This window comes from Pseudoduganella sp. jia 12, assembly GCF_055502675.1.
In genome coordinates, this window is sequence record NZ_JBUXKP010000009.1 from 69,334 (window position 1) to 94,352 (window position 25,019).

The window sequence follows — 25,019 nt, forward strand, 5'->3', positions numbered from 1 at the left end:
CGTCACGCCTCGGCCGGCAACGCCGCGCCCTCGATGATGGACAGGATTTCCGCCACGCTGGACGGCTTGGCCACATGGCGGTCGAAACCCGCCGCCGCCACGCGGCACTTCGTCTGGGCATCGTCCCAGGCGGTCAGGGCAACCAGGTACGGCGCAATGGCCGACCCGCCGCGCAGCAGCGCGGCGGTCTGGTATCCGTCCATCACCGGCATGCCGAGATCGAGGAACACGATGGCCGGAGCCAGGCTTCGCGCAAGGGTGACGGCCTGCTCGCCATCGTAGGCGGCGCGTGCATGGATACCCTTGAACCGGAGGATCTCCACGAGCATGTCCGCACTGTCGCGGTTGTCGTCGACGACAAGGATGAGTGGTGAAGCGTGTGGCATGGCCAAAGGTCCGTTCGCCTTGCAAAGAGGCAAGATTGCATACGGCGTGGGCTTGGCCGAGGGGAATGCAGAAAGCGTTAACTCGGCTTTCCAAACGTAAATTCTAGCATGTTCCCTACAGCAACACCGAGCGAAATCGCTCCACTGGTGCTGGCTGGCGTGCCGATAGAGACCACTGTCGTGCCGCGACGACGCCGCAGTCGTTCCGCACACCTTGCGGGCGCGCCACCTTCGGTCGGGACCGTTCCTGAAGTATCCAGCCGGTTCAGTGGAGCGTTCCTGTCACCGGCAGGGCTTCGCTCCATCCCATCCAGAGCGCCATGCGGTGCGCGATCCAGAATGCTTCCTCCGGCGAAGTCCATGCCGTGGCCGTCAATGCGAGCCGGTATCGTTCGAGAAGCGCATGCCGGTGCATCGACGTGGCCGCCGGCAGGCCACTGGCCTCGATGATGGAGCATAGCTGCAGCGCCAGCTCCTTGCACATGCCATAGCGGCTGAAATAGGCGCCCGAACAGAATTCGATGGCAAAGCCACGTTCGTCGATGTCGATGCCCGACGCGCATGCCGCCTCTTCGAACAGTTCGAGGATCTCGTCGGGCACGGGGAAGTCCACAGGTATGACGATGCCGGCATCGGTGTCGGCAGCTTCTGCGGGCGGAGAGAGGTGATTTTTCAAGATTGAGCTCCTGCACGCCATCCCGGCCTCCGCAAGCCGGCGATGTCGCGCCTATGGTCGTGTTTCTGGACTTGTCGACACGGGCATGGGCACCTGTTCCGGGCGCCGCCTGCCTTGCCGCGTTACATATGGTAGGGCAATTTTCGTCGACGCGATGCCCGATTGCGCCCGACACCAGCCTCCTGTCTTGCGTGCAACGATGCGACAGCGCATTGCATTTATCGCTACGATCGCGCCAAGCGACTCGACAAGGACCATGCAATGTCATCACCGACAACCGACTACCCTGCCCTGCGGCAGCCTCCCGGCCCGCTCCATGCCATCCTGCTGGCGGGAACCGTTCCCCTGTTCCTGGGTGCGTTGCTGAGCGACGCGGCCTATTACAAGAGCTACCACATCCAGTGGAGCAATTTCGCATCGTGGCTCATCGCCGGCGGCCTGGTGCTGGGCGGCTTTGCCCTGCTCTTCGCCCTGATCGCGCTGATCCGGTCAAAGCGCAAGAACGGCCGCGAACTGGTGCACTTCCTGCTGCTGCTGGCCACCTGGGTGCTCGGACTGATCAACGCCTTCGTCCATGCGAAGGATGCCTGGGCCGCCATGCCGGCCGGCCTGTACCTGTCGGTCGTCGTTACCGTGCTTGCGGCCGTTACCGCCTGGCGGGCACTGGATACGCGGGGAGGTGCGCGATGAAACATCTGAAATTACTCGCGGTATCGTGTGCCGTGCTGACGCTGGCGGCCTGCGGCGACGATGGCGGCGACGCACAGGGACTCGGCCCGGATCCGAAGATGCCGGAGCAGCAGCGGGGCCTGCTGCCCAGCATGAAGATCGCGGAGCCGGCCGAATGGGGCGACCGGAAGCCGGTCGTGCCGAAGGGCTACACCGTCGCCGCCATCGCGACCGACCTGAAGATCCCGCGGCAGACACTCGTGCTGCCGAACGGCGATATCCTCGTGGCCGAGGGCCGCGGCGGCAACGCACCGAAGCTCAAGCCGAAGGATGTGATCGCCGGCTACATCAAGGCCAAGGGCACCAGCAAGGTCGAAAGCGGGGATCGCCTGACCCTGCTGCGCGATGCCGATGGCGATGGCCGCTACGAACTCAAGACCGTCTTTGCGGAAGACCTGAACGCGCCTTACGGGCTCGCTTTCCACGAGGGCAAGCTGTACGTGGCCAACCAGGACGAACTGGTTCGCTTCGACTACCAGGAAGGGCAGACGAAAGCGGCCGGCAAGCCGACCAGCATCGCCAAGCTTCCCTCCGAGATCAACCACCACTGGACGAAGGCGCTGGCCATCAGCCCCGACGGGCGCTTCCTGTACGTGGGGATCGGCTCGAACAGCAATATCACGGAACGCGGCATGGAAGCGGAACGCGACCGCGCCATGGTCTGGCAGATCGATGCGCAGACGGGTGCATACAAGCCATATGCGACGGGCCTGCGCAATCCGACGGCGCTGGCGATTCACCCGGAAACGCAGCAGCTGTGGGCCGTCGTCAACGAACGCGACGAACTGGGGCCGGACCTGGTGCCGGATTACCTGACCTCGGTGCGCGAGGGCGCGTTCTACGGCTGGCCCTACAGCTACTGGGGGCCGAACGTCGATCCGCGCGTCAAGCCGGGAGATCCGGACAAGGTGAAGGCCGCGGTCAAGCCGGACTACGCCCTGGGCTCCCACGTGGCCGCGCTGGGCGTGGGCTTCTCACTGCCGGCGATGGGCGAACCGTTCGCGAACGGGGCCTTCGTGGGCGAACATGGCAGCTGGAATCGCGCCCAGCCCGTGGGCTACAAGGTGATCTTTGTGCCGTTCGCCAACGGCAAGCCCGCCGGCCAGCCGGTCGACTTCGTGACCGGTTTCCGCGATTCCGACGGGAAAACGCGCGGGCGGCCGGTGGGCGTCACCGTGGATCCGCGAGGCGCGCTGATCGTCGCCGATGACCTTTCCAATACGGTGTGGCGGGTGACCCGCAGCCGCTGAAGCATGCGTCGATGTGCATGCGTCGCCGCATCACGCGTCGATGCTTCACGCGTCGCTGCATCACGCGTCGATGCCGCCGGCGGTTCACGGACTGCCGGCGCGCCTCGATGGCTTCCGGCCAGGTGCAGCCCTGCCTTCGCTCTCGCTGCCGGCTTCGCCCCTGTTTTCTCCCCCGTCCGGCCCGGGGCCGCCTTCCAGCTCTCCCGTGATGACCTGCTGGCCATGCTCGACCATGAATTCCTGGAACGACGCGGCCACGGTGGGGATCGCGTGGTCGGCCTTGTGCATCACGTGCCAGTCGGCCAGCACGGGCGTGCCCGGCACGGGCAGCACTTCGAGCAGGCGGTTGCGCACCTCCAGCGTACAGGCATGCACCGACAGGAAGGCCACGCCCAGCCCCGCTGCCGTCATGCGCTTGATCGCCTCGTTGCTGGATAACTCCGACCCGATCGACAGCGGCGCATTGGCTTCGCGGTACAGGTGCTCGATCGCCGACCGGGTGCCGGAGCCGGGCTCGCGCACCAGCAGGTTGTGCCCGAACAGGTCCGCCAGCGGTACGGCCTTGCCCGCGAGCGCATGCGTGGGCGCCACGAAGAACGCCATGGGGTGGCGCGCGAAGCGGCTGGCACTGGTGGGGAATTCGCGTGGCGGCGTGCCCATGATCGCCAGGTCGATCTCGTCCCGGCTCAGCATGCCGATCACCTCGGGCCGCGAGCCGACGCGCAGCTTGATGTGCACACCCGGATGGCCGCCCGTGAAACGCACCAGCATGGCGGGCAGCAGGTGCTCGGCCGTCATCACGGCGCCGATGCGCAGCGTGCCGCTGGTGATGCCCTTCAGCGCGGCGATCTCGTTCCCCGCCTCTTCCCACACGGCCAGGATCCGCTGCGCATAACCCACCAGCAGTTCGCCCGCCGCGGTCATCTGGATATTGCGCCCCAGCTTGCGTGTGAGCGGCAGGCCGGCCGAGTCCTCGAGCATGCGCAGGTGCATCGATACGGCGGGCTGCGTGACATGCATCGCCTCGGCCGCGCGCGACACGCTCTGGTGGCGCGCCACCTGCACCAGGGCCTGCAGTTGCTTGAAACTGGCTGGATACATCAGCAATCCCTTATAAAAACCCGGAAATATCTTATTTTTATTTTATCCGAGCCGCCCGTATAGTGAAACCTTTGCAACACCTTTGCCACACACAACCAGGAGGCACCATGACGGCGCAAGCGGTAATTTTCGATCTTTCCACGTTCAAGGTACCCGGCCGGGGCATGTTCCCGATGCGCGCGGACGTCGAGGCCCAGAAGATGCTCGACGAAGCGATCGATGGCGGCTGCCATTGCGCCGTGGTCAGCGACCTGCCCCATACCCAGGCGGACATGCGCCTGCGCGAACGCTTCGGCGACGCGGCCCACCACCTGTTCTCCGTGGTGCTGACGGATGCGGACTTCGCGGCCCGCGGCCACAAGTCGCCCTATTCCACCGTGCTGCAGGTGCTCGGCGTGAACGCCCGCGACGCGCTCGTCGTCGCGGCCTCGCAGCCTGCCATGAATGCGGCACGCCGCGAGAACATTCCCGTCACCGAGGGCAGCGATACGCGGTTCTGAGCACTGGTTTCAAACATCATGGAGAAATCGCATGCAAACCATCGTCATCGCCGGCGGCGGCGTGGCGGGTCTCGAACTGGCGACCCGCCTTGGCCGTGAACTCGGCCGCCGCAACAAGGCCCGCATCGCCCTCGTGGACAGCGCACCAACGCACTTCTGGAAGCCCCTGCTGCACTCCGTTGCAGCCGGTACCATCGATCCCGATCACTATCATGTCGATCATGCCCGGCAGGCGATCGACAATCATTTCGAATTCATGTGCGGCGAAGTGGTCGACGTCGACCGCGCGGCGCACTCGCTGACGATCCGCGCCCGCCTGCCCCACGCCATGGGCCAGGAAACCACGCTGCGCTACGACCGGCTGGTGCTCTCGTTCGGATCCGTCACCAATTTCTTCGGCGTTCCCGGCGCCGCCGACCACTGCCTGTCGCTGGACGGCGTGGAGCAGGCCGAAGCGTTCCGCCGGCGCTTCCTGCGCCTGTGCGCCGCGGCCGGTGCGCGCCAGCGGATGAATGGCACCCCCGCCACGGTTTCCGCCACCCCCTCCAGTACCCCGCTGGTGAACATCGTCATCGTCGGCGCCGGTCCCACGGGCGTGGAACTGGCGGCGGACCTGCGTCACACCGTCGACACGCTGGTGCGCTACCGGCTGAACGAACTGGATTCGGCGTGCCAGGTGCGCATCACGATCATCGAGCGCGGCCCACGCCTGCTGCCTTCGCTGGCGCCGGCACTGTCCGGGGTCGCCGCCGCCAAGCTGCGCGGCCTGGGCATCGATATCCGCACCGATACCGCGGTGGCCGAAGTCACCGCCGAACACGTGATCACGGCCGGCGGCGAAGTCTTCCCGGCCGCCATCGCGGTGTGGGCCGCCGGCGTGCAGGGCCCGGCCATCAACACGCGGCTGGGCATCGCCCTGAACCGCAGCAAGCAGGTGCTCGTGGACGCGCAGTTGCGCGCCATCGACGACCCGCACATCCATGCGATGGGAGACTGCTCCGCGATGCAGGCCGCCAGCGCCACGGCGATGGTCCCGCCCAGCGCGCAGGCGGCAAGGCAGCAGGCCGTCTTCCTGCACCGCGTGCTGGCACGCCCGCAGCGGACCGGCGCGGCGGAGTTCCGCTATCGCGACCACGGCACGCTGGTGTCGCTCGGGCGCTACGGCGCGGTGGGCATGCTGCGCCAGGCGATCGGCGACCGCCACGTGCACGTGCAGGGCACGATCGCCAAGGCGCTGTACCTGGTGGCCTACGAGCGCTATGTGATGTCCAACATGGGACCGGTGCGGATGTGCGCGCAGATGGTGGTGCGCTGGGTGCGGTCGAAGTGGCTGATGCCGGTGAAGTGGCATTGAGCCTGACGCCTCGGGGCCACCCTTTCATCCGCCACGATCCCGCACTCAAGGTCATGCATGGATTCTTGCCGTGCACGATTGAAGTCGCGCAGCGCGAAAAAACGTCATCAAGTGATACGATAAGTATCACTTAATCACGTGACGCCGGCAGCATGCGCATCCATTCTCCTGTCCCGACATCGTGGCTCCTTGCTGCGGCCCTGCTCTGCTGCTATCCGCTGTCGCTGGTCGTGCCACCCGCGTGGGCCTGGGAGAACGGCATCATCGAAGATGGCGACGTGATCGTGCTGGGGATCGGATGTGCCTTGGCGGTGTTCACCTGGGCCTGCGCAGGGCAGCGCCGGGTTGCATCGTTGGCGCGTTGCGTGGTACCGATCTGGGCGATCCTGATCGGCCGTGAACTGAGCTGGGGAGCCGTGCTGTTCGCACCGGCGTCCATGACAGCCGCGGGACCGGTCTTCACATCGCATGAGCTGTGGTACCGGCCGTTCGTGACGCCGGTGGTCCTGGCCCTGGCCGCATGGTCGGCCTGGTCCGCCGTGCGGTGCCGGCTCGATTGCCAGCTGCACGCCGTGCTGGCCAGCGGCCGCTTTCCGTGGCCGCCCATGCTCATGGTACTGGCGGCGGCCGTGGGTTCGAGCTGTGCCGAGGGGCACCTGCCGGGAACATTCGGCATGCTGCATGCCCAGCGGTTCGAGGAACTGGTGGAACTCGTTGGCTACTGCGCGCTGGTCGTCGTCCAGGCCCGAGTCTTGCTCGAATGCTCCGCCGTTGGCCGCGCTCCGGTTTCCGCCGCCGCCATGCCGGCGCGCTGATTCGCCCACATTAATTCGCCTGTCGGGCCGGCGTCGAGACGCCCGGCGGATCCCGCAACTGCGCCATTCCGGTCACGAACAGCCAGGCCCGTTCCGCCAGCTGCCGCCTTTGCGCGGGCTCGCGGACATGCAGGCTGCCGCCCAGCATCGCCGCAAACAGCAGGATATCCTGCGGGACCAGGTCCGGCCGGCACGCGCCGTTCGCCACCGCCCATGCAATCGGTTGTTCAAAGCACGCGAGCAGGCGCCGCAGCGCCGCGCGGAAGTCGTCACTGTCATGGCCGCAGCCCTGCCAGTATTCGGTCAACGGCGCGCGTGCAACCATCGAATCGGCGACGAAGCGCAGCAGGCGGCCAAGCGCGCACGGATCGCCGTTCAAACGCTTCGCTTCCGCCTCGATGGCGGACAGCGTGCGGTCCAGCAAGCCCGCGATCAGCGCGTGGCGGTCGGGGAAGTTGCGGAACAGCGTCGCACGGCCGACGCCGGCGCGTTCGGCGATCGCATCGAGCGGGGCATGGATGCCGCTGGCAAGGAATACCGCCTCCGCGGCATCGAGCAGCAGTATGCGGTTCTGCTGCGCGTCCGCGCGGCGGCGTGGCGGCAACTTGCCCGCGGCGGCCGCCATGCCGCCTTCGGCGAGCGGGCAGCCCGGGCCTCGTCCTTCAGCGCTCATGAATCGTCTCCTTTGCACTCCCGTTTTTGTGGGCGGGAGTATGCGCGCCCGGGAGGCGAACGGCAAGAAGCCGCAGTAACGCACGGAAAAACTGGGGACGTACCCTAAAAACTGGGGACGTACCCTGGTTTTAAGGAAATTTCCTTAAAACCAGGCGGTCCGGCGTTCCGGTACGTCCCCAGTTTTGCGTCCCCAGTTTTGCCTGACTGGATCGCGGCGCTTACCAGCGATAATCGGCCGACAGCACGACCTTGCGGCGCTGGCCGAACCAGCAGTCGCCGCGGGACAGGCAGGTGGCCAGGTAGTCCTTGTCCGCGACGTTGTTGACATTCAGGGCGAAGCGCCATGCCTGCAAGTCATACGACACCATGATGTCGCCCAGCGTGACCGATGGCACGAATACCTTGCCGGTGCCATCGCCGTTGCGGCCGATGTAGCGCAGGCCGCCGCCCGCTTTCAGGCCAGCGATGCCCAGGCGTCCGAAATCATGGATGGCCCACACGGAAGCGCCATGTTCGGGAATGCCTTCGATCTGCTGGCCGGCATCGAGGTCGCCGCCATACGAGCCGGCGGTGGCACGGGCACGCGTATACGAATAGCTGGCCAGCAGGTTCCACGCGGCGACATCGGCCTTTATTTCCGCCTCGATCCCCTTCACGCGGGCTTCGCCGAGCTGGATGCTGAAGTTCGGGTTGACCGGATCGTTCGCCAGCCGGTTCTTTTCCTTCAGCGTGTACACCGATGCCGCGGCCTGCACCGGCAGGCCCACCGGCTCCCATTTCACGCCGGCCTCATATTGCTCGCCCCGTTTCGGCTTGAACGACTGCCCTGCCACATCGGTGCCCGACACGGGCACGAACGATTCGGAATAGCTCGCATAGGGCGCGAGACCTGGCCTGGCCTGGTAGACGACACCGACGTTGATGCTGGTGGCGGCATCCTTCTTGACGTCGCCGCCGACGGTGCTGTTGCGCACCCGGTCGCGCCGCGCGCCGACGCGCACGCTGAGCGCATCGTTGAACTTCATCTGGTCCTGCGCCAGCACGCCGATGCGGCGGATGCGCGTTTCGCTCCACGGCGCATCGATCTCGCCCGGATCGGGGTCCACGCCATACACCGGTGCATACACGTTGAGCGGCGATGCCGCCAGTTCGGTCGACTGGCTGCTGGCATCATGGGCCGTGCCGTCGATCCCGACCATCAGCGTGTGGCGGATGGCGCCCGTGCGCACCTTGCCCTGCAGCGTCAGGTCGCCGGACGTCGTGCGCGTCCTGTCGCGGTTGACGTAGGCGATGCGGTTCATGTATTGGCCAGCCGGGTCGCTGGCGCCCGTGGCATCCACGAAACCGTCCCACCACGCCGCATACATGGATTTCATCAGGCCCGTCACGCGGTCGTGGCGCAGGTTGTGCCGCAGCTGCCAGTCCGGCCCGAGGGCGATGTCCAGCGCGTAGCCGGCGCGCTTGCGCGTGCCGCCATACCGGTCCCATGCCGGCTCGCCGATGAACAGGTCGCTGGGAATCGGCCCATTCGGCGCGGCATACAGCGTGCCTTCCAGGCCGAGGAAGGCATTGGTGTTCCTGCTGCGGTCTTGCTGGTACTCGCCATACACGGTCACACTGTCGGTGGCGTTCGGTTTCCAGGTCAGCGAAGGCGCGAACAGCTCGCGCTTCTCATCCGCATGGCGGATCTGCGTATCGCTCTCCTTGCCGAGGACGACGAGGCGGTACAGCAGCGATCCGTCCGCGGTAAGGGGCCCGGTGAAGTCGCCGTGCAGCTCGCGCAGGTTGTCGCTGCCGAGCCGGATGCCCGCTTCCTGCGCCCGCTCCGCCCGCGGGCGCTTGGACACGAGATTGACCACGCCGCCCGGATCGTTTTCCCCGGCGATGATCGACGATGGCCCGCGCAGCACCTCGATGCGGTCGTAGGCATAGGGCTCGGTGCGCACGATGCCCCAGCTGCCGGACAAGGGCAGCCGCATGCCGTCGAGCAGCATTGTCGCGTCGGAGCTGCCGCGCAGCGAGACATAGTCGCCGCGGTTGTCCACGCCATACAGTTCGTTGCGCACGCCGGCGGCGTAGCGCAGCGCTTCCTGCAGGTTCGGCGAGGCCTGGTCGCGGATCTGGTCGGCCGTGACGATGGTGACCGACTGCGGCGTTTCCAGCAGCGGGATATCCATCTTCGTGGCCGTGCTCGAACGCTTCGCCAGGTAACCCGTATCGTCGGTTGCCCCGCCGATCACGGTCACCACGGGCATGGTGGCGTCCTGCGGAGGCGTGGCGGCCGTCTCCTGGCCCGATGCCTGCGCAGTGCTCGCGGCGGCCAGGCAAAGGAAGATGGACTGCGCGATGCGCGTGCGATGGAGTGTCGTTGTCATTGTCGGCGGTGGATGGCGATGCATCTTTTAGATGAGAATAATTCTCATTCTATTTTTTTGATGCATTACTGTCAATGCCTCCAACAGCCCATTGCGCCCGCGGTCGGGGGCACGCCTGGCCTGTTCTCGCCGCGTGCCGCTCGCCTTACCGACCGACAATCAAAGGACACCGCCAGCAGAGTTCAGAAGTTGTATGCCGCCCTGACCCCATACGTACGCGGATCGTTCAGGAAGAACGAACCCGGCACACGGCTTTCGATCTTCACCGTGTCCTCGATGTTCTTCACGAACAGCTGCACGTTCCATTTGCCGTCCGGGCCGGCATAGCCGATCGAGGCGTCGGATTTCCAGTACGACGGCTGGCGGTAGCGGATGCCTTCGACCGGGTCGCTGATGTAGTACGACGTCGAGTGCCGCGTGTTGGCGGTTGCCGTGATCTCGCCGCCATTGCCCAGCGTGAAGTGATGCGTGTAGCCCAGGCTGATCGTCGACGTGGGAGCGCGGTCCAGCTTCTGCCCCGAGAAATCGATCGTGGTGGTCGGATGGTAGCTCTTGTACTTTGCATCGGTGAACGCCACGCTCGTGCTCAGCGTGCCGTCATCGAACACGCGCAGCTTGCCCTCGAACTCCGACGCGTGAACCGTTTCCTCACGGCCGGGAATATACGGCCGGGGCGTACACCGCCCTCCCCCAACTTTTCCTATGGACGAGACATGAAAACAATCCTGTTCGCGGCCGCGGCCGCCAGCCTTTTCCTCGGTGTCGATGCGCACGCCGTCACCGACCCCGCCGGCGATTTCCTCGCCGGCTACACGGGTGGCCGCAAGGCGGCCTTCGACGTTCTGGCGGCGGACGTGGGCTACAACGCCGCCACGAATGAATTCGTGTTCCGCACCACGGCGGCGGAAGCGATCGGCGGCGTGGCCGGTGCCACCTATGTGTTCGGGCTGGACGTGGGCGGCTCCAGCAATGCGCCGTTCGCCTCCGTGGGATTGCCGGCCTTGCGCTGGCCGGCACCGTGGCGGGCAAGGCCAGGCGGCGCGAACGGGATATGAAACTGCGGGCACCGCGCGGCTGACCGCGTAGCCGCATCTGCACGATCCGGGCATTCGCGCGGTGGACCGGCCGCCCGGCCGCGCGTCGAATGAACAGCGCCCGGGTCAGGTCAACTTTTCCGAACGCCGGCGCAGCGCCAGGCCGCCCAGCCCCAGGCCCGCCATGAGCATCGCCAGCGACGACGGTTCCGGAACCGGCGAAGTTATGCCGGGAGAATACGAAATATTATCGATGACGAATGCCGTATTATCGAGCGAGTAAATCCCCATCGACATGATGGTGACATTCGGGTTCTCGAATTGCACGAGCTGCTCGTCGAGCGGATCACCGTTCGCGAAGGCGATGCCGGTTTGATGGAGTTCGATGACCTGCCCCTCGAACAGGACGGTGGCATTGATATCGAAGATGTACTGGGTCGACGGATCGACGTCGCCGGAAAATGTGAAGTGGAGGAACCTGGCGCCGGTGCCGAAAGACAGCCCGATCGAGCCGATGCAGCCACCGTCGGATGCGCCGCACAGGGCATTGCCCGTGCCGATATCCGTGACCAGCAATTGATCGAGCGACGAAAAGGTCAGGTCGCCGACCGTATAGGTCGACGGCAGGATCGATCCGTTCGCCATATCGTTGAAATCGACCGTCGTCGCGCCCGCGGTGGAAACCGTGAGGGCCGAAACAAGAGCAGCAGCAAAGAGTGCTTTCAAATTCATGGAGTGCCTCGAGTGGATGAACGAAGGATGCGAGTCGGGATTGCGGCCTCCAGCATGGCCACGCCCTACTCGCGGCAAAAGGCCGATGATTGCGCTACCGATACATCCCGATCGAGCCAGCCCTCGCCTCGATGGATTCCGCCATCAAGCATCGACGGCATGGAATTCAAAACAGGGTGCTGCCGATACATGATTCGAACAGGGATGCATGGGCAACGAAGTCATCGACCGCGCTTACCAATATCAGTTGCCAATACGGAGTGCCAATGCGGATTGCGGATACTTGCGACAACAGCCAGCGGCCCGATCGCCCATTGCGGACGATGAAAACGGCCTGGTTCGAATCGGCACGAATGTGCTTGGTCGAAACCGGACCGAGTATGTAGCGAACGTGTAGTGAGGTCAAGCGCCACCCATGTGAGGCATGGGGTAGCCGGTCGGCTGCGCCACCGGAGCAAGGCACTTTATTCGGTCGATTTTTTGCCCGCGGAATTCCGGCACGGGGCGCTTTCGCGAATCAGCGAATAAAGTGTTTTAAAAAAATGCCGTCGCGGGCAGGCGACGGCGAATGAACGCTGTGTGGATCGGGCGCGCGCCCTTTCAGTACGACAGCACCAGCAGCGATACCGCCTGGCGCGGCAGCTGCATGCGCAGCGTGGCGGCACCGTCACGCACGGTCACGGTGGACGGCTTGGCGAGTTGTGCCAGACCGCCCGCCTTCTGCAGGGCGGCGATCTGCGCGGCTGTCGGGCTGGCCGGTGAGCCCATGCGCTTCCACGCCGTGTACGAATTGCTGTGCTCCTGGTCGATGCGGTAGTGCCGCACGGTGGCGCTCGTGGCGGGAATGCCGGTCAGCGTTACCTCGACCGGCGAGCCTTTGTCGATGACGTCGTTGTCGTGGTAGTTCCAGACCATGACGGCCACCTGGCGACCTTCCCTGCTGGCCAGCGCGTTCACGTCGGTGCGGGCGCCGCGCACGCCTTCGCGCTGAATGCTGTCCGCGTCATGCGCCCGGTCGCCGCCGACTGTCAGCCGCGCACCGCGCATCATGCCCAGCATGCGGAACACGTTCAGCACGGGCTTGTCCACGCCATTGGTGGCCAGGTCGCGGTAGCCGGCGAACCAGGGCTGGTCCTCGAACAGGAATGACCAGTTGACGGCGCCGATCAGGTTGGTGCCGCGGCGGTCGGCCAGGTCGTAGAGGCGCGCTACCGAGGCGGCCGTGTAGCTGGCGTACAGGGTGCCGTTGCGGTAGGCATTCTCGGGGTTCGTCTGCATGCCGCAGGCGGCGCAGCCTTCCGGGTCCGATTCGCCGATGATGACGGGAATGCCCTTCAGCTCCGGGTACTTCGCCACCATGGCGAAGCCCCGGTCGAGATTGCGGAAGTGCGTATCCATGCCCATCTGGACGACGCCGTTCACGACTTTCGGGGCGCCTTTCGCATGCCATGCCACGAAGTCGAGGGGCGAGCCCTTCTTGCCGGTGGCGTGATTCGTGCCGTGGAGGGCATGCTTGAGGAATTCTTCCATGAAGTCCCCTGCCACGGCCGTGTGCGGGCCGCCGAACCGCGCGGTCGGCAACGCGCGCTTGACGGCATCCGCCGCGTGGTCGTACATCTTGAAGTAGGCCTGGCGCCGGTCCGGGGCAATCAGGTAGTGGCCATCCGGTTCGTTCCACACCTCCCAGTACCAGCTCTCGACTTCGGCCTGGCCGTAGCGTTCGACGCAATGGCGCACCCACTGGTAGATCAGCTCCGACCATTTGGCGTAATCCTTGGGCGGGTAGGCCCAACCCGTCATGATCTCCTCGTAGCGCACGCCCGGTTTCCACTGGTGCTGGTAGGGCTCCGGCTTGGGCGACAGCGCCTGCGGCATGAAGCCGATCTGCGCCAGCGGTTTCATGCCGCGTTCGACATAGGCGTCGAAGATGGCATCGACGATCTTCCAGTCGTAGACCGGCTTGCCGTCCGCATCCTCGCTGTACATGCCCGTCGAACCCCACTTGAGCGAGTGACTGCCATCGCCGGACGTCATCAGGTTGTGGGCGCGCACGTACACCGGCACCGGGCTCAGGGCGGCCAGCTCGGACAGCAGTTTCTTGCCGTTGGGCGTGGTGCTGTAGTTCGGCTCGTCGTAGCCGAACCAGGCCCAGAACGGCGTCATGGGGCCGGTCTCGGTGCGCGTGTCGACCGTCAGTCTGACGGTGCCCGCAGCGGGTGTCGGCGTGGATGGCGCGGCGGCGGCAGCGAGTGGAAGCAGGCCGGCGGCCAGGAAGGCGCCGGCGAAGAAGGTTTTCATGTGACGGGTCTCCAGTTTTTTGTTGTTCGCCGAGTCTAGGCGAAACCATCTGGCGCGACCAATCACGATTTTTTCGACCGCGATATCAATTTGTTTCAGGCGCCCCTGCTCCCGCCACTACGGCCCGGTTCGTGTCCACCCTGGGGTCAACCCCGAAAGTGGACACGAGCTCGGCCGCATTTCGCGTTTGCAAGGTGGAGCCCGTGTCCGAAAATGGGGTTGACCCCAAGGTGGACACGAGCTCGGCTTTCAGCAATAGCTCAGCGCGTTGTAGATGGTGCGGCGCGTGTCCTCGATGCGGCGGCGGCCGTGCATGACGCGGGCGTTGTCGATGACGACGATGTCATTGTCGCGCCAGCCCACGTCCACCGTGTGGCGCTGGCAGACGTCGTCCAGCGCCGCGCGCATCGCTTCGGGCAGCGGCGTACCGTCGGCGAACGTGATCCTGGGGCGCTCGTAGTTGAACGACGGCCCGAAGATGCTGTTGGCGAACGCGGGCAGGCCTCGGCTGAATGGCGAGCGCTCCAGGATCGCCGGCGTGCGAAAGCTGTACGTGACCGAGTGGTCCGCGTTCAGTTCGACCTGCGTGTTTACGTTGCCGTCGACGAGGGCCAGCATGCGCTCGAAGCAGGCCTGCGTGTCCACCGTTTCCTGGCCGATATCGGAGGCATGCCGCACGTAGTTCTTCCACAGTGCTTCGCCGACGCTGCGCGTGTAGACGATATCCTGCGCCCGCAGCGCAGCGCGCATCTGCGGCGACAGGTCGCGGTACACGGCGGCGCCGTCGCAGACCGTGGTCTGCGAACCCACGCCTGGGGCCTGCGTGCAGAAGAACCAGCACAGGTCGGGCCAGAACGGGCTGTTGCCGTTCTCGCAGTGCAGGCCGATCGCGTCCAGGCCCGCGTCGACCTTCTGCGCCAGCACCTTGCCGTCCTTGTCGTGGAACTGGCGGGCCGGATCGAGGCTGATGCGGCTGCTGTGGGCGCGCACCAGGTCCGAGAAGCCCTGCACGTCGCACGGGAAACCGCGCAGCACCACGTAGCCGTAGCGGCCCAGCCATTCGGCCAGTTGCGCCTTGTCGATCGAAGCCAGGATCTCGCCTGCCTCGCCCTGTACCACCAGCCCCGCCTCGCGGGTATGAACTGCAGTTTGCACGTGTTTCTCCAGAAGTCCAGATTGAAGTGATGTTGTGGTGGCCGGTCAGGCGGCCATTGCGCTGCCTGCCTGGCGTTCGCGGACGTGCTGCTCGACATCCTGGCGACGGGGCCGGCCCGTGACGGTGAACAGGCTGGCGCGCAGCGCCGGCGAATCGGTTTCGAACACGAAAGTGGCAGCGCGCTCGACGCCGGAGAGCCAGCGCTGGCCATGCCGTTCGAGTTCGAGGCGCAGTGCTTCCCGGTCGGCGCCGGCCGCCGTCAGCACATAGGCCGACAGCGTTTCCTGCCCTTCGCCCAGCAGCACGATGTCGCGCACGCCGGCCACGCTGCGGTACGATGCCTCGGCCGGTTCCGGCGACACGTTGCGGCCGTGCGCCGTGATGATCAGGTTCTTCTTGCGGCCGATGATGGTGATGAAGCCATCGGCATCGATGTCGGCCAGATCGCCCGTCCACAGCCAGCCGTCGGCATCGGTATGGCAGGCGCTGGGATCGCTGCCGCTGTAGCCGGCGAACAGCGAAGCGCTGCGTACGCCCAGCTCACCGTCCGGCGCGAGCTTGACCGCCACGTGCGCCAGCGGCTTGCCGACGCTGCCGATCCGGTTCTCGGCCCGCGTGTTCCACGACACGACGGAACTGTTCTCGGAGAGGCCATACCCTTGCAGCACGGTGATGCCCCGATGGGCCAGCCGCCCGATCGTGGCGGCGGCGACGGGTGCGCCGCCCGCCGCGATCAGCGGCGTGGTGGAACGGCCGAACAGCGCCTCGCACAGCGATTCGGCATCCAGGTCCGGCAGGCGATCCGCCGCATTGGCCAGCGCTTCCACGAGCGACGGCGGCAACGTCACGGCGCTGGGCCGGGCGCGCCGCAACAGGGCAAGCTTGTCGGCGGCCACGGCACCCGGATCGCCCAGCGGCGCTTCGCCGACCGGCGGCAACACCACGGTGCCGCCCGCCGCGAAAGGCATGTACAGCGCCGTCACCTGCTCGATCAAAAGGCTGAACGGCACCAGGTTCAGGTAGCGCGTGTAGTCGTCCCGCGTGGCGTGCCGCCACAGCGATGCGAGCAGCGCGTCCAGGCCGTTGGCACGGATACGCACGCCCTTGGGCGCGCTCGTGGTGCCGGACGTATGGATCACCTTGCAGACGCGGTCCGCCAGGGTGCCGGCGGACAGGGCCCGGGTCGCCACGACAGAGCCGTCGTCGATCAGCCGGCCGATGGACAGGCACGGCATCGACCCGAATGCCTGCGGCGCATCGGCTCGCCATGCCTCGAAGCGGCGCTGGCCTTCATCGTCGGTCAGCACGACGCTGCACGGCGCCAGCAGATGGGCGGCCTGCTCCGCGCTGAACGCCAGCGGCACCGGCACCTCGACATGGCCGCCCATCAGCAGGGCGAGGTCGGCCTCGATCCATGCGATGGAGTTGGCGGCCACCAGGCCGACAGTGCTGCCTGGCGCGCACCGGGTAGCCAGCGCCGCCGCCAGCGCATTGCACTCCTGCCCCAGCGTGCCGTAATCGACAACACGGCCTGGCGACACGGTACCATCCAGTTGCACGATCGCCACGTCGCCTGCGCGTTCGCGCATCATGCTGCGCATGCTGTCGATGAAATGCTTCATGCCGCCACCTCCATCGCCGGCTTTGCCGAGGAGACGCTCACGTCGGCACCGTCGTTCGCGCTTTCCTCAGCCAGAAGATGCTGGTTGTAGCGGCAGCTGACGGTGTCGAAGTATTCGCCCAGCGTGTCGACGCGGATCGCGCCCGTCATGGGCCGGGTGTCGTAGTAGGTGCCCCATTCCACGCCCGGCACGACCGGGAGCCGTGCGGGATCGGCCGCCGCGATCGGATGGAACTGCAGCTTCATGGCTTCGAAGCAGCGCCGCAGCTTCGTGGTGACGGTGCACACCACGCCGCGCAACCCCATGTACCAGCAGACCAGCGGCATCACGCGCATCAGTTCCGTGCCGATCGTGGGCTCGATCGTCGCCAGGGTCGACACTTCGGCGACATCGCGCCGCGCCACGTCACGCTGGAACAAGCCGGTCAACGCCCGGTCCACCGGCGCGTCCATGTAGTGTTCCGAGAACAGCGGCGCCCTGCCGGCAAAGGTCAGCCCCGCGCAGGCAATGGCCGCGCCGGTCGCCAGGTCGATGCAGACGATGAAGCGATGCGGACTGGGCGCGGTGGTGGCGCCATAGGCGCGCAGGTAGACGGCCCGCGCCAGTTCGACGGCGGCGCCGTAGTACCGGTCGTCCGGGCCGACCAGCCTGAACACGAGGGAACGGTCGCCCAGGTCGAGCTGGAATGCGAGGCCTCCGGCTGGCGCGGGTGCCGCGGGCGAACCCGGGGCGCTTGCGGATTGGGTGTGCACTGCATTATCGATGGCTGCTGGTATCTTCATGTCGTTCCCTGATGTGCAATATGAGGCTGGAGAGAGGTGGACGAACTGGCCTTCGTCCTGGCCTGGTCGTGAAATCACAACCGACGCAATGCATGGTATAGAACGAATGTTCGGGAAATTGAGCGGATGTTTCGCAGATTTGTATCGGTTCGTCGGGGCATCTCGACGATGTTTACGGCAACAATCGGCACGTGACAAGCGGTCGCCGACCGCCGCCAGGCCACCCTCGCCGCATGCGCGCGTACCCACACGGCGAACAACGGCCGGACCGCGATGATCTCGATCGTGTCGAGCAGGATCAGGTCGGTCGTCGCAGCGTGATCGGGCGAAACCGAGGAAACGTCGAACAGCGAGGCGCCATCGCCCGCGTTCTCTTCACGTTACGTAGTTGATCGACAACGATGCCGCGCTATAATAACGGCCGGGTGTTCGTACCGTGGGGGTACGGCAGGACGCGCGATGGTCGGGCCGCCACGCGGCTTTTTCGCGACCATCATGATCATCACTGTCCTGACCTCCGCCGATTCTCTCGTCCTTTCTCTCGTCCATTCCCCCGCCTTCCATGCCGCACCGGAGGCAGCATGATCCGCGTCGAACGCAGCCTCTCCCGCACTTTCAAGGAATTCATCGAGTCGAGCAAGGCCGGCGGCGTGGTGCTCATTCTGTGCACCCTGCTCTCGCTGTCGATCGCCAATTCTTCGCTGGGCACCGCCTACCTCGGCTTCTGGCATCACGTCGTGGCCGGCCTGAGCGTCGAGCACTGGATCAACGACGGGCTGATGGCGGTATTTTTCCTGCTGATCGGTCTCGAACTCGAGCGCGAGCTGAATAACGGCGAATTGTCCGACCTGCGCAATGCCGCCTTGCCGATGCTCGCGGCGGCCGGCGGCATCGCCGTGCCGGCATTGATTCACTTCAGCCTGAATGGTGGCACGCCCACCCAGGCAGGCGTCGGCATCCCGATGGCGACCGACATCGCCTTTGCCCTTGGCGTGCTTGCGCTGATCGGCAGCCGGTTACCGGCCTCGCTGAAGATCTTCCTGACGGCGCTGGCGGTGATGGACGATCTGGGCGCGATCATCGTCATCGCCCTGTTCTATACGAGCGAGCTGTCCTTCCTTTATCTGCTGGGCGCGGCGGCCGTATTTGCCGCACTGATGGCGATGAACCGGCTGCTGCGCATCATGGCCCTGCTGCCCTACCTGGTCGGTGGTGCGCTGATGTGGTTCCTGATGCTCAAGTCGGGCGTGCACGCGACCATTGCCGGTGTTCTGCTGGCCTTTGCGATTCCGTATTCCGCGAAGGAGGACGACACCGCGTCGCCCTCGCACCGCCTCGAGCATTTCCTGCACAAGCCGGTCACCTTCCTGATCCTGCCGATCTTCGCGCTGGCCAATACGGGCATCGTGATTGGCGCGGACTGGGCTGCGGAACTTGCGAGCCTGAACAGCCTGGGCATCATCGCCGGCCTGGTCGTCGGCAAGCCGATCGGCATCGTGCTGTTCAGCTTTGCGGCCGTGGCACTGGGCCTGTGCCGCCTGCCGCTGGACCTGGGCTGGCGGCACATCGCGGGCGCGGGATTGCTGGGCGGGATCGGCTTCACGATGTCGATCTTCATCACCAATCTCGCGTTCACGGGCCAGGCGGACGTGATCAATGGCGCGAAGATGGCGATCCTGGCCGCATCGCTGGTGGCCGGCGTGCTCGGGTTCGCGTGGCTGAAACTGAAGGGCGCACCGATGGCGGGCGACACGGATCCCGATACCATGGACCTGGAACAGGGTACGCCACGGTAAAAGCCGAGCGGCCTGCATCGCTGTCGCAGGCCGCCTTGAATGCACGACAGCGCGCAAGCGTGCGCGCTGTGTCGATACTCAGGATTTCTTCGGCGACCGGCGGGTGCGCGAGCGGCTCGTGCGGGACTTGCGCCGCGATGCCGAGCGGCTTGGCGGCTTGTGGCGGGTTTTCGTCTCGCCGCTCTTGGCGCGCTGCTTGTTGACGATGCGGGCGGCCACCTCGTCCTCGCGGCCGGCATACCGTTTTTCCTTCTTGAACTTGCGCTCCAGTTTCTTGGCTTCGCGCTCGCGCTTCGGGCTCGCTCCTCGCGGCATGGTTTTCTCCTTGAAGTTTTTTGCGATGGTACTCAGCGTTGCGCGGCGGTGGCGCACGCCAGCCTGCGTGGCCGGCGCCAACGGCTGCCTACAACACGCACCGCGCCAGCACCGGCTGCGTTTCCGTGGCGGGCAGCGGCATCGAAATGAAATAACCCTGCAGCTCGTCGCAATCGAGCTGCTTCAGTCGGCGGGCCTGGCCAGCCGTTTCCACGCCTTCCGCCACGACCCGCATGCCCAGCGCGTGGGCCATGGTGATGATCGCCGTGAAGAACACGCTGCCCTCGCTGGTCTTTTCCAGTTCGGCGGTAAAAGCCTTGTCCACCTTGAGCACATCGAAATCGAGCCGCTGCAGTTGCGACAGTGACGAGTAGCCGGTGCCGAAATCGTCCACGGCAAGGGCGATCCCCAACTGCTGCATGTCTTCCAGCGATTGCGAGACGTGGACGTTATCGGCGGTCATCGACGATTCCGTCAGTTCGATCTCGACGAGTTCCGGAGCGATGCCATGGCGCACGAGCGCCTCGCGCAGGACTTCGGTCACGTCGGATTCGTTGAACTGCCGGGGCGACACATTGATGGACACCGGGACGATATGCCTTCCCTGTCGCGACCAGTAGGCCATCTGCGCGCAGACCTTGTCGATGACGACTTCGCCGAGCTGCACGATCAGCCCCGTTTCTTCCGCAAGAGGAATGAAATCGATCGGCTCGAGGATTCCCCTGGTCGGATGGGCCCACCTGACCAGTGCCTCAAGGCTGCACGTCTCGCCCGTGGCCACCTCGATGCGCGGCTGGTAGTACAGGATCAGCTGGTCGGCGTCGAGGGCGTGCCGCAGCTCCGCATTGCGGTCGATCTTCGCGCGGACGGTCTCGTAGTATTCCCGATCGAAGAAACGATAGTTCATCTTGCCGCTGGTCTTGACGGCATACATGGCGGCGTCGGCATGCGTGAGGAGTTCCTGCATCTCCGTGCCATCTTCCGGGAACAGGCTGATGCCGATCGAAGCACCGACAGGATAGCTGCTTCCGGCGACGTGGAACCGTTCCTGGAACGCGTGCAGTACGCGTTCGGCGATATGAGCCACCGCTGCACGGTCGTGCACCTGCTCGATGATCACGATGAATTCGTCGCCGCCAACCCGCACGACATGGTCGGCCGGGCGCACCGCCAGTGTCAGGCGCTTCGCGACGTTGCGCAGCAGTGCATCCCCGCTGTGGTGGCCGGCGGTATCGTTGACGTTCTTGAAGCCGTCGAGATCGATGAACAGCAGCGCCACCATGCCGCTATTCTCCGTCGCACGCTGCAATGCAGCCGGCAGGTAGGCGGTCATCCAGTGGCGGTTCGGCAGCCCTGTCAGCGGATCCTCATTGCCGCGGCGCTCGAGTTCGAACATGTGCTGCCGGCTTTCGGTGACATCCCATGCGGTCACCGACAACAGGCCCTTCGAATGCGCCATCTTCACGTGATACCACTTTTCCGGCCCACCCCTGGCCGGCACTTCGATATCGTCCTCGAAAACGCCGCGTTCCACGGCGATGATGAAGCGCCGCAGCAGGCGGGCGCGCCAGTCGCTCCTGTCCGCCTGGTGAAGACTCGACAGCCGGGCACCGATCATGGCCTCGCGCGGCTTCCCGTACAGCTCGGCCCCGGTCCGATTGCAGTCGATCACTTCGAAGTCGACGATGGTACTGTTCCTGTCCCGGATGACGCGGCAGATGTAGAACCCTTCGGTACCCTCTTCCGTGGCGAGCCGGTACGCTTCGCGGATGAGTTCCATCTGGTACTTGCGCCAGCCGAGGCGCAGCGACAGCGCCATGGCGATCAAAGTGAAGAAGGCCAGGACGACCGTGCTGATGGTCGTGCGCGCCACGGTATCCGCCCTGACCTCCTCGAAGGCGGCTAACGCTTCCTGCTGGTCGACACCGGCAACGGCGATGACCGGATATCCCGGCACCCGCTGCCAGCCGAGGTAACGGTTGCGCCGGTCGACGAACCACGCGGCCCCATCGACAAGCATGCTGCCGCCGGGCCTGGCCAGCAGTCCGCCGCGCAATGCCTGTGCGGCCAGCGCCGTGGCGGCGAATGGACTCGTGTTCGATTTATAGACGCTTTCGCCGACCCGGCTGGCCCGGATTTCGCCGTCGCTGCCCAGGATCGACAGCAGCCCGTTGCCGCCCAGCGCGACCCGGTCATAACTGGCCATCAGGTAGGCTGGCGCCACCGCCGCGCGCACCACGCCGGAGAAACTTCCGTCGCCGCCGGTCAGGCGCCGGGAAAAATGCACGACACTGCGCCCGGTCGACCGGCCGATGGCCGCCGCGCCCACGTACAGGGTATCGGCCGGCCGCGTTGTATCGACCAGATCACGATGGACGCGGAAATACATTCGGTCCGCCACGTCTTCCGAGCGAACCGGCAGCGTGTTGGTGACCAGTTTTCCATCGGCGCCGACGATGCCGACGTTAAAGATGGGGGTGGAGGGAAACAGACCGGGCGCGCTGGGCCCTTCCAGCCGCAGGCGCTGTTCGCTGAGCGCCCATTCGAAGCGCACGTGCTGCAGGATCTGGTCGATCATGTGGAAGGTGCGGCCCAGGTGCTCGGCATATCCCCGCGCAATGGCGGCGGCATTGCGCAGCGCATCGTCTTCCCGCGCGCGGCGTTCCCGTTCCAGCGTGTCGAGGATGGATACCCAGCCCAGGATGGCAATGCACAGCGACAGGATCGGCCAGAAAAGGATCAGCCTCGAGCGCCGCGCGACAAAGGAAATTCCTGGTCTGAAGTCCATGAGTGTGGACGCATGATCGGCAATGGAAGAGCTGCCCGCGCGTCGACAGGCACTCGGTCGCATGGCTCGGCAACCGCGCCGAGGTTTCACGCCTGGAGCGCGCCATCGCGCGCCGGGGCCAGGCCCGGCATACCCGGGTAAAGCATGATGATCTTGCTGAAAGAGCAAGCAGTGTACCCCATATACGGTGGTGGCGGCTGCATGCTCAGGGCGCCGAGGACACCGCGTGCCAAGCGGCCGGTTCAAGGCGTTTTAGCATGCCAGCGCAATCAGTTATATTTTTGCAACACTCCCCACCGATTGTATGGAGAATTTCCCCCGGTCGTGTGTAGAGCGAGCATGCTCCATTGGTTATTCCGTGTTTTCAACCCACTGGAGCCAACCCATGCGATTCAACCTTGCCTGCGCCGTCGCGCTCATCGCCGCCCTTCAATTCGCACCGGTTGGGGCCGCGCCTCTGCCCTATCCCGCCACGTTCAAGCTACAAAACATCAAGACGCCGGAGGTCACCATCCATGTGCGGGTGGGCGGCAGCGGCCCCGCCGTGGTGCTGCTCCATGGATTTGGCGACACTGGGGACATGTGGACGCCGCTGGCGGTGGCGCTGGCCAGGGATCACCGGGTGATCGTGCCGGACCTGCGCGGGATGGGCTTGTCGTCCAGGCCCGCGGCAGGCTATGAAAAAAAGAACCAGGCCGGTGATGTCCGCGCCGTGCTGGATGCGCTCGGCGTCGACCAGGCGGTCATCATCGGCCACGATATCGGCACCATGGTGGCCTATGCCTATGCGGCGCGTTATCGGGACAAGACTACCAGGCTCGTGGTGATGGATGCGCCGGTGCCGGGCATTGCGCCATGGGAGCAGATCGTCCGCCAGAGCGCCCTGTGGCATTTCGATTTTGGCGGCAAGGATGCCTTGCGCCTGGTCCAGGGCCGCGAGCGCATCTACCTGGACCGTTTCTGGAACGAGTTTGCCGGCGACCCGGGCAAGGTCGACGAAAGCACCCGCGTGCACTACGCAAAACTCTATGCCGCGCCCGGCGCCATGCAGGCCGCCTTCAGCCAGTTCCAGTCGATTCGGCAGGACGTCGTCGACAATGCCGAATCCGGCAAGACGAAACTGACGATGCCCGTGCTGGCGATCGGCGGTGAAAAGTCGTTCGGCGCCAATGAAGCCATCGTCATGCGCAACGCCGCCACCAACGTCACCGAAAAGGTGATTCCTGACGCCGGCCACTGGCTGATGGAAGAAGCGCCCGACGCGACGATCCAGGCCGTCCTGGCTTTCGTGCACGGCAAATAATTGCCGGAAGGCCGAGCAAGCCGCCCTTGCGTCGGCGACGATCGGCGCGGCGGCAGGTTTGTCGATGAACGTCCTGAAAAGGCCGGGTCAGCAGCATGGTTCACCCATACAGGCGATACAGCAGGTCCACGCCCCGCTCGGCGCGCTGCCGGATTTCATCCTCGCTCAGCGGCCCGCGGATCTTCAGGTTGACCCGCAGGATCGTGTGTCCATACCAGATGCCTGCCAATTCTTCCGCCGCCGCCATGGGATCTGGAATAGCGAGCCTGCCGTCCTGCACCGCGCTGCGCAGGATTTCCGCCAGCATCGCGTAGACCCGCCCCGGCCCCGCTTCATACAAGCGCAAGGCCAGTTCGGGATAGACGTCGTTCGCCGACGTGATGACCCGGTCCCAGGCAGCCAGGCGGTGCTCGTTCGCGAACGACAGGTAGCGCACCCCGAATTCGACCAGCAGCGCGCGGGGATCGCCACCGATGGCGGCGCGGTACTCCTCGTCGCTCATCGTGCGGGCGGACTCCCGCAGCATGACCGCTTCGATGAACGCCTCCTTGTCCTTGAAATAGGTATAGAAGGTTGTCTTGGCCACCTTGGCACGCAGCGCGACGGCATCGACCGTCATGCGCAGGCCGTGGCTGAGTAATAGATCCCTGCCGGCCGCCATCAGGGTCTCCCTGCACTCCAGCTTCCTGGGGCGGCCCCGGCCGCGCTTCGGCCCGGTCATGGGCGCTTCAGGTGCCACGCAACCAGCAGCAGCCCGCCAATGACCGTCAGGTGCTCCAGCGCGATGTGCAGCTCCGCCGTCCGCTGTGGCTCCGAAAAGGTCCAGAACGCGTGACCGAACGGTATGGTCAGCAAGGTAAACAGCGCAAGCGCGACGGCGCCGAGCCAGCCGAAGTTCGCGACATTCGTAATGACCATCAATGAACAACCCAGTTGCAGGGCAATGGTGCCGGCGGCAACCACGTGTTCGAACGGCAGCCCCACCGCACGAACTTCCGCGACCACCGCGGAATAATTGAACACGCCAAAAATACCGGCACTCCAGAACAGCACCGTCAACATCGCGCGAAGAATCATATCCATCAACATTTGCTCCAGAAGAAAATCCCAGAATATCGCACTCCCCAGTATGAAAAAACATCCGCGCTGCCAGCTTCAATATGCGACGTGGATTGTCAGGGAGCTTTTTCGTTACCCGGCCCGGAAATAGTGCTGTCGCTGACACCCGCGCGCAGCCAGCCATCCACCTCTGGATCAGTCACACCGGCCAGTGGCCCCCGAACGGGTCGACCGAGGCGATGCGGATGACTTCGAGTCGCATGTTCCCTCCCC

Annotated in this window: 23 protein-coding genes; 8 read left to right on the forward strand and 15 right to left on the reverse strand. The window is 65.3% G+C overall.

The window, feature by feature from the left end:
• Positions 1 to 2: 2 nt before the first annotated feature.
• Together ACY65G_RS20030 and ACY65G_RS20035 are read right to left on the reverse strand one after the other, a co-directional pair.
• Positions 3 to 386 carry a response regulator gene (locus ACY65G_RS20030; RefSeq protein ID WP_464999055.1) on the reverse strand — a complete coding sequence of 128 codons (384 nt, stop codon included), beginning with the start codon at positions 384 to 386 and terminating at the stop codon, positions 3 to 5.
• A 265-nt stretch (positions 387 to 651) separates the two neighbouring features.
• Positions 652 to 1,062 (reverse strand): hypothetical protein, encoded by a 411-nt coding sequence (locus tag ACY65G_RS20035; protein WP_464999056.1) that lies wholly within the window; start codon positions 1,060 to 1,062, stop codon positions 652 to 654.
• Between the two features lie 261 nt (positions 1,063 to 1,323).
• Between ACY65G_RS20035 and ACY65G_RS20040 the strand changes: the two genes are divergently transcribed.
• The gene (locus tag ACY65G_RS20040) at positions 1,324 to 1,752 is read left to right on the forward strand and encodes a DUF2231 domain-containing protein (RefSeq protein WP_464999057.1); all 429 of its coding nucleotides are present in this window, start codon (positions 1,324 to 1,326) and stop codon (positions 1,750 to 1,752) included.
• Entirely contained in the window at positions 1,749 to 3,041 is a 1,293-nt protein-coding gene (locus tag ACY65G_RS20045; protein WP_464999058.1) for a PQQ-dependent sugar dehydrogenase, read from the forward strand. Before ACY65G_RS20040 ends, ACY65G_RS20045 begins: the two co-directional genes overlap by 4 nt.
• An 84-nt stretch (positions 3,042 to 3,125) precedes the next feature.
• Here ACY65G_RS20045 and ACY65G_RS20050 read toward each other — a convergent pair whose 3' ends face one another.
• On the reverse strand, positions 3,126 to 4,142 hold the full coding sequence (locus ACY65G_RS20050) for a LysR family transcriptional regulator (RefSeq protein ID WP_464999059.1): 1,017 nt from the start codon (positions 4,140 to 4,142) through the stop codon (positions 3,126 to 3,128).
• 107 nt (positions 4,143 to 4,249) lie between these two features.
• Here ACY65G_RS20050 and ACY65G_RS20055 point away from each other — a divergent pair, with 107 nt between their 5' ends.
• The 3 genes from ACY65G_RS20055 (at position 4,250) to ACY65G_RS20065 (ending at position 6,811) form a co-directional block, all read left to right on the forward strand.
• Entirely contained in the window at positions 4,250 to 4,642 is a 393-nt protein-coding gene (locus ACY65G_RS20055) for an HAD family hydrolase (protein WP_464999060.1), read from the forward strand.
• A gap of 31 nt (positions 4,643 to 4,673) precedes the next feature.
• A complete protein-coding gene (locus tag ACY65G_RS20060) occupies positions 4,674 to 5,996 on the forward strand; it encodes an NAD(P)/FAD-dependent oxidoreductase (protein WP_464999061.1) in 1,323 nt (440 codons plus the stop codon).
• A 152-nt stretch (positions 5,997 to 6,148) separates the two neighbouring features.
• Positions 6,149 to 6,811, forward strand: coding sequence for a hypothetical protein (locus ACY65G_RS20065; RefSeq protein ID WP_464999062.1), 663 nt, complete (start codon positions 6,149 to 6,151; stop codon positions 6,809 to 6,811).
• A gap of 10 nt (positions 6,812 to 6,821) precedes the next feature.
• Here ACY65G_RS20065 and ACY65G_RS20070 read toward each other — a convergent pair whose 3' ends face one another.
• The 3 genes from ACY65G_RS20070 to ACY65G_RS20080 form a co-directional block, all read right to left on the reverse strand.
• The gene (locus ACY65G_RS20070; RefSeq protein ID WP_464999063.1) at positions 6,822 to 7,484 is read right to left on the reverse strand and encodes a TetR/AcrR family transcriptional regulator; all 663 of its coding nucleotides are present in this window, start codon (positions 7,482 to 7,484) and stop codon (positions 6,822 to 6,824) included.
• A gap of 220 nt (positions 7,485 to 7,704) precedes the next feature.
• Positions 7,705 to 9,861, reverse strand: coding sequence for a TonB-dependent siderophore receptor (locus tag ACY65G_RS20075; protein WP_464999064.1), 2,157 nt, complete (start codon positions 9,859 to 9,861; stop codon positions 7,705 to 7,707).
• A gap of 182 nt (positions 9,862 to 10,043) precedes the next feature.
• Positions 10,044 to 10,634 (reverse strand): TonB-dependent receptor domain-containing protein, encoded by a 591-nt coding sequence (locus ACY65G_RS20080; protein WP_464999065.1) that lies wholly within the window; start codon positions 10,632 to 10,634, stop codon positions 10,044 to 10,046.
• Between ACY65G_RS20080 and ACY65G_RS20085 the strand changes: the two genes are divergently transcribed.
• Positions 10,575 to 10,916: a hypothetical protein gene (locus ACY65G_RS20085; protein WP_464999066.1), complete on the forward strand. Its 342-nt coding sequence runs from the start codon at positions 10,575 to 10,577 to the stop codon at positions 10,914 to 10,916. The genes ACY65G_RS20080 and ACY65G_RS20085 overlap by 60 nt on opposite strands.
• A 105-nt stretch (positions 10,917 to 11,021) precedes the next feature.
• Here ACY65G_RS20085 and ACY65G_RS20090 read toward each other — a convergent pair whose 3' ends face one another.
• The 5 genes from ACY65G_RS20090 to ACY65G_RS20110 all read right to left on the reverse strand — a co-directional run bounded on the left by ACY65G_RS20090 (position 11,022) and on the right by ACY65G_RS20110 (position 17,485).
• A complete protein-coding gene (locus ACY65G_RS20090; protein WP_464999067.1) occupies positions 11,022 to 11,627 on the reverse strand; it encodes a PEP-CTERM sorting domain-containing protein in 606 nt (201 codons plus the stop codon).
• A gap of 600 nt (positions 11,628 to 12,227) precedes the next feature.
• On the reverse strand, positions 12,228 to 13,925 hold the full coding sequence (locus ACY65G_RS20095) for a GH39 family glycosyl hydrolase (protein ID WP_464999068.1): 1,698 nt from the start codon (positions 13,923 to 13,925) through the stop codon (positions 12,228 to 12,230).
• A 249-nt stretch (positions 13,926 to 14,174) separates the two neighbouring features.
• Positions 14,175 to 15,080, reverse strand: coding sequence for a TauD/TfdA family dioxygenase (locus ACY65G_RS20100; RefSeq protein ID WP_464999069.1), 906 nt, complete (start codon positions 15,078 to 15,080; stop codon positions 14,175 to 14,177).
• Between the two features lie 45 nt (positions 15,081 to 15,125).
• Positions 15,126 to 16,703, reverse strand: a complete 1,578-nt coding sequence (locus ACY65G_RS20105; RefSeq protein ID WP_464999070.1) for an AMP-binding protein — start codon at positions 16,701 to 16,703, stop codon at positions 15,126 to 15,128.
• Positions 16,700 to 17,485 carry a thermostable hemolysin gene (locus ACY65G_RS20110; RefSeq protein WP_464999071.1) on the reverse strand — a complete coding sequence of 262 codons (786 nt, stop codon included), beginning with the start codon at positions 17,483 to 17,485 and terminating at the stop codon, positions 16,700 to 16,702. Before ACY65G_RS20110 ends, ACY65G_RS20105 begins: the two co-directional genes overlap by 4 nt.
• A 581-nt stretch (positions 17,486 to 18,066) precedes the next feature.
• On the opposite strand from ACY65G_RS20110, the gene nhaA reads away from it, so the two are divergent.
• The gene (gene nhaA / locus ACY65G_RS20115; RefSeq protein WP_464999072.1) at positions 18,067 to 19,281 is read left to right on the forward strand and encodes a Na+/H+ antiporter NhaA; all 1,215 of its coding nucleotides are present in this window, start codon (positions 18,067 to 18,069) and stop codon (positions 19,279 to 19,281) included.
• Positions 19,282 to 19,359: 78 nt separating this feature from the next.
• On the opposite strand, the gene ACY65G_RS20120 is transcribed toward nhaA, so the two are convergent.
• Together ACY65G_RS20120 and ACY65G_RS20125 are read right to left on the reverse strand one after the other, a co-directional pair.
• A complete protein-coding gene (locus tag ACY65G_RS20120; RefSeq protein WP_130188919.1) occupies positions 19,360 to 19,596 on the reverse strand; it encodes a hypothetical protein in 237 nt (78 codons plus the stop codon).
• An 88-nt stretch (positions 19,597 to 19,684) separates the two neighbouring features.
• Positions 19,685 to 22,384: a bifunctional diguanylate cyclase/phosphodiesterase gene (locus tag ACY65G_RS20125; RefSeq protein ID WP_464999073.1), complete on the reverse strand. Its 2,700-nt coding sequence runs from the start codon at positions 22,382 to 22,384 to the stop codon at positions 19,685 to 19,687.
• A gap of 385 nt (positions 22,385 to 22,769) precedes the next feature.
• On the opposite strand from ACY65G_RS20125, the gene ACY65G_RS20130 reads away from it, so the two are divergent.
• Complete coding sequence (locus ACY65G_RS20130) at positions 22,770 to 23,687, forward strand: alpha/beta fold hydrolase (protein ID WP_464999074.1); 918 nt, start codon at positions 22,770 to 22,772, stop codon at positions 23,685 to 23,687.
• A gap of 100 nt (positions 23,688 to 23,787) precedes the next feature.
• Here ACY65G_RS20130 and ACY65G_RS20135 read toward each other — a convergent pair whose 3' ends face one another.
• Together ACY65G_RS20135 and ACY65G_RS20140 are read right to left on the reverse strand one after the other, a co-directional pair.
• Positions 23,788 to 24,408: a TetR/AcrR family transcriptional regulator gene (locus tag ACY65G_RS20135; protein ID WP_464999075.1), complete on the reverse strand. Its 621-nt coding sequence runs from the start codon at positions 24,406 to 24,408 to the stop codon at positions 23,788 to 23,790.
• A complete protein-coding gene (locus tag ACY65G_RS20140; protein ID WP_464999076.1) occupies positions 24,405 to 24,770 on the reverse strand; it encodes a DoxX family protein in 366 nt (121 codons plus the stop codon). Before ACY65G_RS20140 ends, ACY65G_RS20135 begins: the two co-directional genes overlap by 4 nt.
• Between the last annotated feature and the right edge of the window lie 249 nt (positions 24,771 to 25,019).

What these genes read in the sequence shown, in the direction of transcription:
- ACY65G_RS20030 (WP_464999055.1), bottom strand. Translation starts at nt 386, where the DNA reads ATGCCACACGCTTCACCACTCATCCTTGTCGTCGACGACAACCGCGAC.
- ACY65G_RS20040 (WP_464999057.1), top strand. Translation starts at nt 1,324, where the DNA reads ATGTCATCACCGACAACCGACTACCCTGCCCTGCGGCAGCCTCCCGGC.
- ACY65G_RS20045 (WP_464999058.1), top strand. Translation starts at nt 1,749, where the DNA reads ATGAAACATCTGAAATTACTCGCGGTATCGTGTGCCGTGCTGACGCTG.
- ACY65G_RS20050 (WP_464999059.1), bottom strand. Translation starts at nt 4,142, where the DNA reads ATGTATCCAGCCAGTTTCAAGCAACTGCAGGCCCTGGTGCAGGTGGCG.
- ACY65G_RS20055 (WP_464999060.1), top strand. Translation starts at nt 4,250, where the DNA reads ATGACGGCGCAAGCGGTAATTTTCGATCTTTCCACGTTCAAGGTACCC.
- ACY65G_RS20060 (WP_464999061.1), top strand. Translation starts at nt 4,674, where the DNA reads ATGCAAACCATCGTCATCGCCGGCGGCGGCGTGGCGGGTCTCGAACTG.
- ACY65G_RS20065 (WP_464999062.1), top strand. Translation starts at nt 6,149, where the DNA reads ATGCGCATCCATTCTCCTGTCCCGACATCGTGGCTCCTTGCTGCGGCC.
- ACY65G_RS20070 (WP_464999063.1), bottom strand. Translation starts at nt 7,484, where the DNA reads ATGAGCGCTGAAGGACGAGGCCCGGGCTGCCCGCTCGCCGAAGGCGGC.
- ACY65G_RS20075 (WP_464999064.1), bottom strand. Translation starts at nt 9,861, where the DNA reads ATGACAACGACACTCCATCGCACGCGCATCGCGCAGTCCATCTTCCTT.
- ACY65G_RS20085 (WP_464999066.1), top strand. Translation starts at nt 10,575, where the DNA reads ATGAAAACAATCCTGTTCGCGGCCGCGGCCGCCAGCCTTTTCCTCGGT.
- ACY65G_RS20090 (WP_464999067.1), bottom strand. Translation starts at nt 11,627, where the DNA reads ATGAATTTGAAAGCACTCTTTGCTGCTGCTCTTGTTTCGGCCCTCACG.
- ACY65G_RS20095 (WP_464999068.1), bottom strand. Translation starts at nt 13,925, where the DNA reads ATGAAAACCTTCTTCGCCGGCGCCTTCCTGGCCGCCGGCCTGCTTCCA.
- ACY65G_RS20105 (WP_464999070.1), bottom strand. Translation starts at nt 16,703, where the DNA reads ATGAAGCATTTCATCGACAGCATGCGCAGCATGATGCGCGAACGCGCA.
- ACY65G_RS20110 (WP_464999071.1), bottom strand. Translation starts at nt 17,485, where the DNA reads ATGAAGATACCAGCAGCCATCGATAATGCAGTGCACACCCAATCCGCA.
- nhaA (WP_464999072.1), top strand. Translation starts at nt 18,067, where the DNA reads ATGATCCGCGTCGAACGCAGCCTCTCCCGCACTTTCAAGGAATTCATC.
- ACY65G_RS20120 (WP_130188919.1), bottom strand. Translation starts at nt 19,596, where the DNA reads ATGCCGCGAGGAGCGAGCCCGAAGCGCGAGCGCGAAGCCAAGAAACTG.
- ACY65G_RS20125 (WP_464999073.1), bottom strand. Translation starts at nt 22,384, where the DNA reads ATGGACTTCAGACCAGGAATTTCCTTTGTCGCGCGGCGCTCGAGGCTG.
- ACY65G_RS20130 (WP_464999074.1), top strand. Translation starts at nt 22,770, where the DNA reads ATGCGATTCAACCTTGCCTGCGCCGTCGCGCTCATCGCCGCCCTTCAA.
- ACY65G_RS20135 (WP_464999075.1), bottom strand. Translation starts at nt 24,408, where the DNA reads ATGACCGGGCCGAAGCGCGGCCGGGGCCGCCCCAGGAAGCTGGAGTGC.
- ACY65G_RS20140 (WP_464999076.1), bottom strand. Translation starts at nt 24,770, where the DNA reads ATGGATATGATTCTTCGCGCGATGTTGACGGTGCTGTTCTGGAGTGCC.